At 75.9% G+C, this 12,408-nt stretch carries 12 protein-coding genes; 4 read left to right on the plus strand and 8 right to left on the minus strand.

The features are described from left to right. The coding region (locus K6U79_08715; GenBank protein MCL6522434.1) for a hypothetical protein at nt 1–906 on the plus strand (906 nt) is incomplete at its 5' end. 242 nt (nt 907–1,148) lie between these two features. Continuing rightward, nucleotides 1,149–2,399, plus strand: coding sequence for an MFS transporter (locus K6U79_08720; GenBank protein ID MCL6522435.1), 1,251 nt, complete (start codon nt 1,149–1,151; stop codon nt 2,397–2,399). Nucleotides 2,400–2,447: 48 nt separating this feature from the next. Here the strand turns inward: K6U79_08720 and K6U79_08725 are convergent, their stop codons facing one another. Further along, nucleotides 2,448–2,663, minus strand: coding sequence for a hypothetical protein (locus tag K6U79_08725; protein ID MCL6522436.1), 216 nt, complete (start codon nt 2,661–2,663; stop codon nt 2,448–2,450). Between the two features lie 142 nt (nt 2,664–2,805). On the opposite strand from K6U79_08725, the gene K6U79_08730 reads away from it, so the two are divergent. Both K6U79_08730 and K6U79_08735 read left to right on the plus strand, forming a co-directional pair. Next, the gene (locus tag K6U79_08730) at nt 2,806–3,732 is read left to right on the plus strand and encodes a hypothetical protein (protein MCL6522437.1); all 927 of its coding nucleotides are present in this window, start codon (nt 2,806–2,808) and stop codon (nt 3,730–3,732) included. Nucleotides 3,733–3,880: 148 nt separating this feature from the next. Continuing rightward, nucleotides 3,881–4,402 (plus strand): transcriptional repressor, encoded by a 522-nt coding sequence (locus K6U79_08735; GenBank protein ID MCL6522438.1) that lies wholly within the window; start codon nt 3,881–3,883, stop codon nt 4,400–4,402. A 224-nt stretch (nt 4,403–4,626) separates the two neighbouring features. Here K6U79_08735 and K6U79_08740 read toward each other — a convergent pair whose 3' ends face one another. From K6U79_08740 to K6U79_08770, 7 genes are read right to left on the minus strand one after another with little or no spacing between them, the layout of a single operon-like run. Next, nucleotides 4,627–7,131 carry a CopD family protein gene (locus tag K6U79_08740; GenBank protein MCL6522439.1) on the minus strand — a complete coding sequence of 835 codons (2,505 nt, stop codon included), beginning with the start codon at nt 7,129–7,131 and terminating at the stop codon, nt 4,627–4,629. A gap of 13 nt (nt 7,132–7,144) precedes the next feature. Further along, a complete protein-coding gene (locus tag K6U79_08745) occupies nt 7,145–7,750 on the minus strand; it encodes a copper resistance protein CopC (protein MCL6522440.1) in 606 nt (201 codons plus the stop codon). After that, a complete protein-coding gene (locus K6U79_08750) occupies nt 7,747–8,490 on the minus strand; it encodes a response regulator transcription factor (GenBank protein MCL6522441.1) in 744 nt (247 codons plus the stop codon). The genes K6U79_08745 and K6U79_08750 overlap by 4 nt, the downstream gene beginning before the upstream one ends. Next, a complete protein-coding gene (locus K6U79_08755; GenBank protein MCL6522442.1) occupies nt 8,483–9,370 on the minus strand; it encodes a hypothetical protein in 888 nt (295 codons plus the stop codon). The genes K6U79_08750 and K6U79_08755 overlap by 8 nt, the downstream gene beginning before the upstream one ends. Continuing rightward, nucleotides 9,367–11,088: a cytochrome c oxidase assembly protein gene (locus tag K6U79_08760; GenBank protein MCL6522443.1), complete on the minus strand. Its 1,722-nt coding sequence runs from the start codon at nt 11,086–11,088 to the stop codon at nt 9,367–9,369. The genes K6U79_08755 and K6U79_08760 overlap by 4 nt, the downstream gene beginning before the upstream one ends. Nucleotides 11,089–11,104: 16 nt before the next feature. Further along, nucleotides 11,105–11,590 (minus strand): copper chaperone PCu(A)C, encoded by a 486-nt coding sequence (locus K6U79_08765; GenBank protein ID MCL6522444.1) that lies wholly within the window; start codon nt 11,588–11,590, stop codon nt 11,105–11,107. Nucleotides 11,591–11,645: 55 nt separating this feature from the next. After that, nucleotides 11,646–12,293 carry an SCO family protein gene (locus K6U79_08770; GenBank protein ID MCL6522445.1) on the minus strand — a complete coding sequence of 216 codons (648 nt, stop codon included), beginning with the start codon at nt 12,291–12,293 and terminating at the stop codon, nt 11,646–11,648. Between the last annotated feature and the right edge of the window lie 115 nt (nt 12,294–12,408).

A 12,408-nucleotide genomic window follows, 5' to 3' on the forward strand; every position in this document is an offset into this window, starting at 1 on the left:
CTCTACCGCCTGGAGCGCGTGGCGGGCATGCCGAGCAGCTACCGGGCCTATCTGGGCGAGAGCATGTACACCATCAGCCAGACCTCGCCCTACCGGGTGGTGAGGAGCTTGCTGACGGGAGAAGATCCCGCCACCCTCGCGACCATCCCGTGCACCGAGCGGCCGGCCTTCACCGCCGCCGTGGCGAGTGACCTGATCCTGGCCTGCAATGGAGGCCCGGATAAGCAAGTCCTGCTGATCTCGGTGGACGACGGCCAGAGAGCCATTCTGTTCCAGCACAGCGGGCCGTTACCGGTCATGGCGTTCGGGTTCCGGGCAGGCCGGTGGATCTACTGGTGGGCACAACCCTGGACCGAAGGCGGCGACTTCGGCGCCTGGGGGCTCGTCGACGGGCATGGCCGTCCGGCCCCCGAGGCGGTTCGGCGGCAGTTCGCCGAGGTGGAGAGAGCGGGCGAGGTCTGGAACGACCTGGAGGGGCACTTCTTCATCGTCGTCGACGGGATGTTGGAAGAGTGGGCGGGCGACCGCTTCTCGCCGGTGGGCCCGGTGGGAAGCCAGCGGTTGGAGGCGGTGGGTGACGGCCGGGTGATCGTCTCCACCGTGCAGAGCCTTCCGGATGACATCATCTCGACGTATACGCTGGAAACCTTGAACCCGCTGCGGCAAGTGGTCTCCTGGACGGTGCATGGGGTGCAGGTGGTGGGCATGACCTATACGATCAGCGTCGCACCGGGCCTGGTCGAGCTCGACTTCCCGCTCCAGCACAAGCACTACGCCCTCAAAGACGTCATCGGTCAACCGCAGAGCGCCAACGGGCAGGTCTATTTCCGCTCCTCCCGCGGGTACGAGCGCCTGGTGATCACGGCTCCCGGCATGAACGCCATGACCGACGGATTCTGGCGGTAGCCGCGCCCGGCCGGCTGCCTGCCTCCGCCCGCCTGACGGGCAGCCGCAGTCCGTCCCGTGGACGCTCGCCCCTCACGGGCCGCTGCTGGTGCCCATTCCCCATGGCGCACGGGGCCGGGCCGGCGGGAGAGTGGGACTTCTCCCGATGACGCCGCGCCGCCGCACGCCGTATCCTCGCCGCAGTCTCCGGGCCTTCGCCCGGAGGCGCGACAGGGGTCGCAGCGCAGCGGGGAGGGCGGAAGGTGGGCCGGCGGGGCGCGGGCGGCGGGAGCCCGGGGGCGGAGGCCGACTTCCGGAAGCTCTGGGTGGGGCGGACCGTCTCCCTGGCGGGCTCGCAGGTGAGCCAGCTGGCGCTGCCGCTGACGGCGGTGGGCCTGCTCCACGCCTCGGCCTGGCAGATGGGCCTGCTGGAGGCGGCGGGCAGCCTTCCCTGGCTGCTCTTCGCTCTGCCAGCCGGGGTCTGGGTCGACCGGCGGCCGCACCGGCCGGTGATGGTGGCGGCCGACGCCGGGCGCGCGCTGCTGGTGGCCGCGGTGGTGCTGGCGGTGCCGCTCCACCGGCTGCGCCTCCCCTTGCTCTACGCGGTGGCGCTGGCGACGGGGAGCCTCACCGTCCTCTTCGACCTGGCCGACCACGCCTACCTGCCCGGCCTGGTGGGAAGGGAGCGCTTGGTGGAGGCCAACGGGCGGCTTCAGCTGAGCCAGTCGCTGGCCATGCTGGCCGGCCCCGGGCTGGCAGGCTTCCTGGTGCAGGCGGTGGGCGCGCCGCGGGCGCTGGTGGTGGACGCGCTCTCGTACCTCGTCTCGGCCGCGGCGCTCCTCTTCATCCAGAAGGCCGAGAGCCCGCCGGCGGCGACGGGCGGCCCGCTGGCCGGGGAGCTGCGCCAGGGGCTGGAGACGGTCTTCCGCCACCCGCTCTTGCGGGCGCTGGTCGGTTACGCAGCCACGCTCAACCTGGTGGACGGCATGCTGATGGCCGTCCTCATCCTCTTCCTGACCCGCGAGCTGGGGTTGCGACCCGCCGAGATCGGCCTCGGCCTCTCCATGGGCGCCGTGGGCGGCGTGCTGGGAGCTCTGGCGGCGGGCCGCCTGGGCCGCCGGGCGGGCGTCACGCGGAGCCTCCGGTTGGCCGCGCTCCTCCACGCCGCCGGCCTCGCCCTGCTGCCGGCCGCCTCCGGCCCCCACGCGGCGCGCCTGGCGGTGGGTACGTCGGCCGCCTTCCTGGTGCTGATGGCGTCGACGGCCTCCAATACGCTGACCGTCAGCCTCCGCCAATCGGTGACGCCCGACCGGCTGCTCGCCCGTGTGACGGCCAGCGTCCGCGTAGTCATCTGGGGCGTCGGCCCGCTGGCCGCGCTGGCCGGGGGCGCGCTGGGCCACGCCCTGGGCCTCCGCCCCACGCTTCTGGTAGTGGCCGCGGGCTCACTGCTGGCCTTCCCCTGGCTCTACCTCCCGCCCCTGGGGCGGCTGGAGCGCGTGCCGGAGATGCGGTGAGAGCCGGAGCCGGGAGGGAGCCCGCTTCCGGATGCCTGGGCACCCTCTCTAGTGGCCGCCCCGGCGCTGCGGGCGGATCCGGTAGCGGTCGGTGACGGCGCGCACGTCGGGGTCGGCCAGCTGTCGCCCCGGCAGATCACCCGCCAGGTCGGGGAGCGCCCGGCTCTCCCGCCCGTCGGCGCCCGCCCCTCGCGCCGGGACGGGCGGCCTCCCCGCATCGCCGCCCTTTCGCCGGGGCGCCCGTCTCTCGCTCTCTCTGCCCACTGCCTTCACCCCGCCTCTAGCGTTCCCCGCGACGCGAGAGGCCAGGACGCCCCCGCTTGCACAGAATTATGAGACTATGTATCATCACGTCTGGCGCGGATACGAAGTCTCAAACTGGGGTCGGCATGGAGGCGACGGTGCGATGGAGAGCATCCTAGGCGCCTGGCACGTGGGGCAGGGGGGCCTGTCGGTGGGAGCGGCGCTCCTGGTCGCCTTCCTGTTGGGCGTCGTCCACGGGGTGACGCCCGACGAGCACACCTGGCCCATCACCTTCAGCTACGCCATCGGCGGCTACTCGGCCCGGCGCGGGCTCGTCGCGGGCCTCGTCTTCTCGCTCAGCTTCACGCTGCAGCGTGCGCTCGCCTCGGAGCTGGCCTACTTCGCCCTGCTCCGCTTCCTGGAGCGGGATCCGCTCTGGGACCTACGCCTGACGGTGGTGGTGGGGCTGGTGATGGCGCTGGCCGGCCTCTACGTGCTCCGCCTGGACCGCTCGCTGCACCTCCACCTCCACCTGCCCCGGCTGCGGCGGACGGTGGGAGCGGAGACGGGGCCGGGAGCGGCGGAGGAGGGAAGCCGGGCACCGACCCCGGCCATGGCGGCGGTCCACGGGTTCATCGCCGGCTGGGGCTTCGGCGCCTATGCGCTGGTGCTCTACTCGGTCCTGGCTCCGACCATGCCGGGAGCGGCGCTGGCCTGGGCGCCCGGGGCGGCCTTCGGGCTGGGGACGACGCTGGTGCAGGCGACGGCGGGCGCTCTCTTCGGCTGGTTCTCCCGCCACCTCGGCCTGCCGGAGGGGGCGGCGGAGCGGCTGGCCCACCGCGTGGCCGGCAACACGCTGACGTGGGGCGGCTTGGCCTTCGTGCTGGCCGGCCTCCTGGCGCTGGCCGACCCGCCGCTGGCCGACCTGCGCGTCGCCACCGGCCTCCGCCTGCCCGGGCTGGAGGCGCTGGACATGGAGCTCCTGCTGGTGGTGCTCGTCGTGCTGGTCATCGGCCTGGGCAGCCTCGCCGCCGGCTGGCGGCGCGAGGCGGGCGCGGCGCGTGCGCGCAGGGAGGGGAGCGCCGTATGAGAAAATGATGAACGGTGGGGCGGCGGCGCGCGGGGAGCGCGGGTGGGGCCGCCGCCTTCCGCCCGCGAGGGGCGAGGATCCGAGACCGGCTGGGGCGCGCGCCGCGGCTGCGGACGGAGGCGTGGCCGGTGACAGGCGGGGATGGCGGATGGACGTCGAGCGCGAGCGGCAGCGCAGGGAAGGGGCGGCGGAGCGCCTCCGGAGGGCGCGCCGCTCCATCACGCGGGCGCGCAGCTCGGTGATCGAGACCATGGCCGGCCTCGCCCAGCCCTTCACGGCGGGCGAGCTCTGCGAGGCGGTGGCGGAGCGTTTCCCGGGCGTGGGGCGCGCCTCGGTCTTCCGCACCCTGGCCCTGCTGGAGGAAGTGGGCGCGGTGCAGCGCGTCCACAGCGGCGGCCGGGAGAGCTACGTTCTCTGCGAGCTCACCTCGCACCACCACCACCTCACCTGCACCCGCTGCGGGCGGACGGAGGAGGTCCAGCTGGAGCTGGACGCCCAGCTGGCGGCGGCGGCCGCCTCGCGGGGCTACACCCACCAGCGCCACGTGGTGGAGATCTTCGGCCTCTGCCCCGCCTGTCAGGCCGCCACCGGTGAGGAAGCGGGTGCCCCCGGGGCGGCGGCTCCGCCCCCGGAGGAGGAGTCCTCGCGCGGGCGCGACCGGGAGCGGTGAGGCGCCGCGCTCCGTTCCGGAGGCCGACATTTCCGTAGTTCGCATTGAGTTTTTGATATGTGGTTGACAGGCCGCCACGGCCGGCTATATTGAAGGTGAACGCACTTCTGGGGATCAAGCTCCGGGACTTCGATGGGGAACCCGGAGAACGCCGAAAGGCGAGGACCTCTGGAGGTGCGTTCAGGCATTTAAGCCCGCCTTGCCGGCCTGCCGCCACCGGCTCCTCACCCGGCCGGGCGGAGCCGCAGGATCCCGTGCGAGTCGCCCACCCAGACGGTCGTCCGCCCGTCCGCCTGGCCGCCGGCCAGCGCGAAGACGGTGGCGGCCGGGCAGGCGGCGGTCTGCCAGCTGGCGCCGCCGTCCCGGCTGAGCGAGAGGCCGCCGCCCATGGAGCCGGCCATCAGCGCCCGACCGCCCTCCCAGGCGGCCAGGCCCATCAGCCCGCGCACGAAGAGGCCCTGGTCCGCCTCGCTCCAGCGGCTCCCGCCGTCATGGCTGACCCAGGCGCCCGCCTCCATGGCCGCTGCCCAGACCGTGGCCGGGGGCTCGACCACGATGCGGTAGGCCAGCCGCGCCCCCTGCGCCACCAGCTGCCAGCTCCGTCCGCCGTCGCGCGAACGCAAAAGGCCGTCCGGGCCGCCGGCGAAGAGCAGGCCCGGCCGCGCGGGGTCGGCGGCCAGGCTGATGAGGTTGCGCACGGCCGGTCCGGAGGCGAGGAGCCGCCAGCTCCGCCCGCGGTCGGCGCTGTAGAGCACCCCGCGCTCGGTGGCCGCCCAGAGCGCCCCTTCCTGCCAGGGCGAGGGGAGGAGCGCCCCCACCGCCGCCCCCGGCGCCCTCTCCGGCCGCCAGTGGGCGCCGGCGTCTCCCGAGAGCCAGAGGCGCCCGCCGGCCACGGCATACCAGCTCCGCCCGCCGGGGGCGACGGCCACCGTCTCGACGGCGCCCCGCCCGGCCGCCTCCAGCCGCTGCCAGTGGCGGCCCCCGTCACGCGTCCAGAGCACGCCCGCCCCCGTTCCCAAGAGCGCCGCGTCGGCCGAGGCGGGGGAGGGCGCGATGGCGTAGACCGCGGTGCCCAGCTCCGCGCGCAGCGGCCGGAGCGAGGGGTCGAGGGCCCAGTTGCAGTCAGGCGACCCGTTGGGCGGCGCCACCGAGAGGCGGAAGGAGGCCTGCGCCGCAGGGCCGGCGGCCGCGCTCGGGCCCGGGGCGGGCGCGAGGCTGAGGAGCAGCTGCCAGTTGCCGGCCATGCTGAAGGCGTCCGTGCTGGCCTCGTAGCGGCCGCCGCCCTCGGGCGAGAGCCAGAAGGCGGCCGTCCCCATGGCCATGTCCAGGCTCTCCACCTGGGCCTGCACGGCCAGGCCGTCCGCCGGCCGCCCGGTGCGGGTGACGTTCAGGCGGAGCCGGTTCGGACCGGCCACCACCGGCTCCACCTGGAGGCGCAGGCGGTAGGGTCCGGCCCCGGCCGCGGCCGTGTAGACGATGGCCGGGCCGCGCCCCAGCAGCAGGGCAGGGTCGGCCGCCGGGGGCACCCCGGTCAGCAGGAGGAGGACTGCCAGCGCGTAGCCCGCCGGCGCCGCCGGCCGGCCCCGCGCCGGCACGGCCACCAGGGCGGCCAGGGCGAGCGCGAGGAGCGCCACCCAGAGCGGCAGCGCCGCCTGTTCCAGCGTCCAGGCGACGGCGTACCCGGGCAGCGGCAGCTCGGGATCGGGCGGCGAGCTCTGGCTGAGGACGCCGGCGGCCAGCAGGACCAGCAGGAGCGCAGCCGCCTCGAAACGGAGGGCGCGGGCGAAGAGCCGGCCGGGCGCCACCCGCTCGCCGGCGGCCTGGGCGCGGGCCAGCCGCGGCTCGCTCCAGAAGCGGTGGCTGGCGGCCGCCGCCAGGGCGAGGGCCCAGAAGAGGAGCTTGACGAGGAGCGCATGCCCCCAGTCCGAGCGGAGCGGGTCCGGGAGCGGCAGCAGCCGGTCGGCGGCGGAGAGCGTCCCGCTCGCCACCAGGAGGGCCAGCGCCCTGCCGGCCAGCCGCGAGAAGCGCCGCAGCTCGCCGGCCTCCAGCTCCCGTCCCGCGGCCAGGCGGCGCGGCCGCTCCACCAGGGCGAGGAGGAGGACGCCGCCCAGCCAGGCGCCCATGGCCAGCTGGTGGAGGACGTCGGCGGGTACCGCCAGCCAGGGGCGCGGGCTGGAGCCGGCGTGGGCGGAGAGCGAGGTGGCCGCCGCCAGCGCCAAAAGAAGCGCGCCGTGCAGCCGGCCGCCGCCGGGCCGGGCGCCCGCCGCCAGGGCGAGGGCGCCCAGCGCCAGCCGGGCCAGCCAGAGACGGCCGTAGCGGGTACCCGCCAGGAAGAGCAGCGCCTCGCCCGCCGGCGGCCGGAGCGAGCCGGTCACCTGGGCCAGGCGCAGCCCGGTGAGCGCCGCGTCGGAGAGGAGATAGGCCGTCCCGGCCGCCACCAGGAGGCGCCGGTAGAGGGGCTCCCCGGTGCCGGAGCCCAGCTGCGGCGCCACCAGCTGCGGCGCCAGCCAGAGGGCGAAGGCGAGGCCGCGCAGGGCGAAGAGGAGCGTGCCGGCGGCGTCGGGAGGCTCCATGCTGGTCGCGGCCAGGAGCCGCCAGGCGGCCAGCGCGGCCAGGGCGAAGGCGGCCGTCACCAGGAGGCGCCGGAGCCACTCCTCCGCCCCGCCGGGGGCCGCCCGCTCCCCGGCGACCAAGGCCGGGGCCGGGCTGCGCGCCTGCCCCGCCGTCACCCCTCCTCCCTCCTCAGCGCCGACGAAGCCGGTAGACGGCCAGCGCCACGGCGCCCGCGGCCACCAGGCCGGCCACCGCCCAGAGGACCGGCCCACCGCCCGCGGGCGCGGGGCGGGCCGCCGTCCCGCCGGCAGGGGGCTGCGGGGCGGAGGGGGCCGGCGGGGCGGGGGAGGGCGTCGCACCGGCTCCCGTGCCGCCCGTCCCGCCCGGGCCGCCCGCGCCGGCGGCGGGGCCGCCGGCGGTGACGCGGAAGGTGAAGCTGCCGCTGAGGGAGTGGCCGTCGGTGGAAAGGTTCTTCCAGCGGACGGTGTAGGTGCCCGGCGGCAGGCCGGGTTTCAGGGCCACCTCCATGGCCCGGTTGCCGCCGGTCAGGCGGCTCGGACCGGCGGTGACGTCCCGTCCCTGGGCGTCGACGACGCTCATGGAGGAGAAGGCCGGCTCCATCTCCTCGCTGAAGTAGGCGGTGACGCGGGCGGGGGCGCGCTCGAGGGTGCTTCCTGGGGCCGGGTCGGAGCGGACGAAGTCGGCGTGCGCCCAGGCCCGCGAGGCCGGGAGCGCGAGGAGCAGGGCGGCCAGGACGGCGACGGCCGCCCTGCGGCGATGTCCGAGCAGGCTCATCGGTTCTTCCCTCCCGGGAATGCTCGTCTCCACGGCCTGGCGCGCGGGGCGGCGGGCGGCTCCGCCGCCGGGCCGGCCGCGGGCAGGGGGCGGACGAGACCCTGACGGTAGGCGTAGGAGGCCAGCTGCGTCCGGTTGCGCAGGTGGAGCTTGGCCAGGATGTTGCGCAGGTGGTTCTTCACCGTGGCGGGCGCAAGGTGGAGGCGGAGGGCGATCTCCTCGTTGGAGAGGCCGGCCGCGGTCAGCCGAAGCACCTCGTTCTCCCGCTCGCTCAGCCGGGGCAGCGCCTCCTCGCGTCCGGGCACGGGGTTGGAGGAGGCGAACTCGGCCACGATCCGGCTGGCGATCTCGCGCGAGACGGGCGCCTCGCCCAGCGCCACCTGGCGCAGGTACTCCAGCCAGTGACCCGGCTCCAGGTTCTTGAGCAGGTAGCCCTGGGCGCCGTTGCGGATGGCCTCGAAGAGGTCGGCCACGTCGCTGGAGACGCTGAGCATGACCACGGTAGAGGCGGGCGAGAGCGCCCGCAGGCGGCGCGTCGCCTCGATGCCGCCGATGCCGGGCATGCGCACGTCCATCAGCACCAGGTCGGGCGCCAGCTCGCCAGCCAGCGCTACCGCCTCCTCACCCGAGCCCGCCTCGGCCACGACGACGAAGTCGGGCGCCTCGGCCAGGACCGCGCGGACGGCCTTCCGGGCGAGCGGGCTGTCGTCCACCACCAGCGTCCGCACCAGCCTACGCACCGGCTTCCATCCCCCTCCCGGCGGGTGCCGGACGGGCCAGCGGCCCGCGCAGGCGGAGGGTGCAGCCGCGCCCGGGCGCGCTCTCCAGCTCCAGCTCCAGGCCGGCCTCGCGGGCGCGGCGGCGCATGAGGAGGAGGCCGAGCCCACCGCCCGCACGCTCCGGGTCGAAGCCGCGGCCGTCGTCGCGCAGGCGGAGGAGGAAGCGGCCGCCCTCCTCCGTCCAGTCCAGGCGGACGGTGCGGGCGCCGGCGTGCTTGCGCACGTTGACCAGCGCCTCGCGCAGGATGGCCTGGAGGGCGGCGGCGACGGCCTCCTCCAGGGGCGGCCGGTCGGGAACGGGGCCGGTCAGGCGGAGCTCCACGCCGGAGTCGCCGAGCGCCTCCTCCAGGGAGCGGCGGAGATCGAGGGTGCCCGCCACCGCCAGCCCCTCCCCGGAGCGGCGGAGGCTTTGGATGGTCCGGCGCACCTCGCCGTCCACCTCGGCCAGGGCGTCCAGCGCCTCCTCCACGCCGGCGGCCAGCTCCGGGGGCAGCTGCCGCCGGAGGCGGCGCAGGCGGACCGCGAGAAAGAAGAGCGCCTGCAGGACGCGGTCGTGCAGCTCGGCCGCCGTCGCCTCGCGCTGCTCCAACGCCCGGCGCGCCGCCCGCTCCGCCTCGGCCTGCCGCGTCAGGCGGGCCACGAGGCGGAAGAGGTGGCGGTAGTAGAGGAAGCTGCCCAGGAGCGCCAGGCCGGCCGTCAGCAGGTTGCCCAGTGGCGTGGGGAGCGCCTCCAGGGGCGGGAGCCCGTGGCGGACGAACTCGAAGCCGCCCGCCAGGAGCGCCGGCAGGAGCGCCGCGGGCCAGAGGAGGCGCCCGGGAAGCTCGGGCTGCAAATCGTTCACGGTCGCGCACCCCCCGGCTGGGCGGCCTCGGCCTCCAGCGCGGCCAGCCAGCGCACCGCCTCCAGCCCCGCGGCCAGGCCCAGCTCGAGGCCGAAGCCCATCATCACCGCGCCGGCCAGCTGCTGGTCGGTCAGGGCGGAGAGGCCGTAGATCCAGGGCTGGGCCACGCGCGCGTAGTAGCCGTAGACGGGCGTGCCGCTGAAAAGGAACCAGACCGCCAGCACCTCGCCCGCCAGGAAGGCCAGGGCGAAGTAGGAGGCGCCCGCCGCCGGCTCCATGCGCCCGCGCCTCCCCGGCAGGAGACCCAGCGCCGGCACCCAGAAGAGAAGCGCCGCCCCGAGAAAGGAGAGGTGTTCCAGGTCGTGCACCCAGACCGCGCCCTGCGCCAGGTTGTAGAGGGCGGGCGCGTGCCAGAGGAGGAGCACGGCGTGGAAGGCGAACCAGGCCGGCCAGGGCCGCTCCGCGAGGCGCGCGGCCAGGCGCGCCAGCGGCGCCGCCAGGCGCGCGCCCAGCGGCCGCCAGCGGGCGGGCAGCGCCCAGGCCAGGACGGGCAGCGGAGCGCCCAGGAGGAGGAGCGGGGCGGCCACCAGGATGAGCAGCTGGTGCTCCACCATGTGGAAGGTGAGCAGGTGGTCGGCCAGGGCGTCCACCGGCGACTCCACCGCCGCCACGGCCGCCGCCAGGCCGGCGAACCAGGCCAGCGGGCGCCAGGCGGGCAGCACGGGGCGCCGGCTCCGGCTCCGGAGCCGCAGCCAGCCCAGCCCGTAGAGCGCGCCCAGCGCCAGCGCCGGCAGCCAGACCGCCCCGTCCCGCCGCCAGGGGCCGCTCCGCAGCGCGTCGCCGATGCCGTTGCCCACCAGCCGCGTCGGATCCTCCAGCGCCGCCTGCTTCACCGGGCTGGCGTAGGTCCGCTGGGTGGAAAGGAAGGCGACCAGGGCGCGGATCTCCCCGGGCGAGAGGCGGCGAGGGAGGCGCATGGTCGCCCCCGGTTTGACCGCCTGCGGGTCCCGCAGCCAGGCGGCCAGGTGCGCGCCGTCCGCCGGCACCAGCGCCATGGCGCCCACGCCGAGGCGGTCGCCGATGCCCGTCAGGTCGGGACCCGCCTGGCCCCGGGCGGGCGTCCCGGCGATGGTGTGGCAGCTGCTGCAGCCGGCCGGGCCGTCGAAGAGGCGCCAGCCCTCCAGCGCCTCGCCCTTCAGGCCCTGCAGGCCCACCGGGTGGAGGTGGGAGTCGACCCAGCGGGCGAAGTCGGCCGGCGGCTCGGCCACCACGCGCAGCCGCATGTTGGCGTCGTTGAGGCCGCAGAGCTGCCTGCACTCGCCCCAGTAGACACCCGCCCTGTGCGCGACGACGCGCTCCAGGCTGCCCTGCCACGGATCGGCGGTCAGCTGCCGGACCAGGTCCTGCACCCAGAAGGCGTGGACCACGTCGGCCGAGCGGACCTCCACCTGGACCGGCTCGCCCACCGGGATGTGCATCTCGTCGGCGGTGACGAAGCCGTAGTCGGGGTAGCGGAACTCCCACCACCAGGTGTGGCCGATCACCTCGACGCGCAGCGCCGGGCGCGCGGCCTGGAAGCCGGGCCGGAGCAGGTGCCGGGCGAGGACGCCGCCCGCGGCCAGGAGCAGGCCCAGGACCAGCAGCGCCTGCCAGCGGCGCGCTCCCGCGAGGCGGGCGAGAGCCCGCGTCCGGACGGAAAGAGGCGGTCGCGCCGGCACGCCCCTCCCTCCCCGCTCACATGCCGGGCATGCCGGAGGCGGCGCTCCGCACCTCCACCGGCACGCGAACCGTGCCCGCGCGGGCGAAGCGGAGGGTGAGCTGGAAGCGGTCACCGGGGGCGAGCGTCCGGCGCAGGCCGAAGAGCATGACGTGGTAGCCGCCCGGGGCGAAGACCACCTTCTGGCCGGCGGGGACGGCCAGGCCCCCGCGGACGGGCTCCATCTGCATCACGCCGTCGACCATGCGGCTGCGGTGGATCTCCGCCCGCCCGGCCACGTCGGTGGAGACCTCCAGGAGGCGGTCGGCCTCGCCGCCGGCGTTCTCCACCGTCAGGTAGACGGCGCCGTTCTGGCCGGCCTCGGCCGCGCGCGCCCAGGCCTGCCGCACCTGGAGTCGGCCGGCCGCACGGCTGGCGGGCGAGGGGGAGCAGGCGGCGAGGAGCAGGAGCGCCAAGCCAGCGGCGGCGAGCCGGGCGAGGGGCGGGAAGGGGGAGCGGTGCATCGGTGGCAGCCTCCTTCGCTCTCCTCCCGCGGCGGCCGGCCGCGGGAGCGGCCGGTCAGCGGCCGGCCAGGATCAGGCGGACGTCGTGGACCACGGCCTCCGGCGTGGTGCCATAGGGGAAGAGGAGCCGGAGCCGTCCCTGGGGGTCGATCAGGTAGACATACGCCGAGTGGTCCACCAGGTAGGTGGACGAGCCCGGCACCGGGTGCTTGTGGACGTAGACGCCGTACGCCTTCCAGACGGGCTGGAGCCGGGCCGCGCTGCCGGTCAGCCCGACGGCGGCGGGCCGGAAGCCGAAGGGCTTCAGGTAGCCGGCGACGCGGGCGGGCGTGTCGCGCTCGGGGTCGACGGTGACGAAGAGGACGCGCAGCCGCGCAGCGTCGCCGCCCAACTGCTGCTGGGCCTGGCGCAGCACCGCCAGGGTGGCCGGGCAGACGTCGGGGCAGGTGGTGTAGCCGAAGTAGAGGAGGACCACCCGGCCGCGCAATGACGCCAGGTCGAAGTTCCGCCCCGACGTGTCGGTCAGCCGGAAGTCGGGCGCCGGCTGCGGCGGGTTGAGCACGTCGCCGCGGAAGCTGGGCGGCGCCGCCAGGAGCAGCCTCCAGGCGGCCGTCGCCAGCAGCAGGAGGGTCGCCGCCACCCCCGCCAGGCGCAGGGCGGAGGCGCGCCGGGACTTGCCGGAGGAAGCCTGCACGGCGGTCACCTCGGACGATCACCTTGCTACCTTTACAAACAAAGTGTAAGGGAAAATGGTGCTGGCGACCATAGTCCGAAAGGATCAGGGGGGCGGGGCGCGGGCGCGCGGAAGGGCGGCGCGG

The sequence above is a fragment of the Bacillota bacterium genome (assembly GCA_023511835.1).
Lineage (GTDB): Bacteria > Bacillota > Sulfobacillia > JAIMAT01 > JAIMAT01 > JAIMAT01.

What these genes read in the sequence shown, in the direction of transcription:
- K6U79_08765 (MCL6522444.1), bottom strand. Translation starts at nt 11,590, where the DNA reads ATGCACCGCTCCCCCTTCCCGCCCCTCGCCCGGCTCGCCGCCGCTGGC.
- K6U79_08745 (MCL6522440.1), bottom strand. Translation starts at nt 7,750, where the DNA reads ATGAGCCTGCTCGGACATCGCCGCAGGGCGGCCGTCGCCGTCCTGGCC.
- K6U79_08735 (MCL6522438.1), top strand. Translation starts at nt 3,881, where the DNA reads ATGGACGTCGAGCGCGAGCGGCAGCGCAGGGAAGGGGCGGCGGAGCGC.
- K6U79_08730 (MCL6522437.1), top strand. Translation starts at nt 2,806, where the DNA reads ATGGAGAGCATCCTAGGCGCCTGGCACGTGGGGCAGGGGGGCCTGTCG.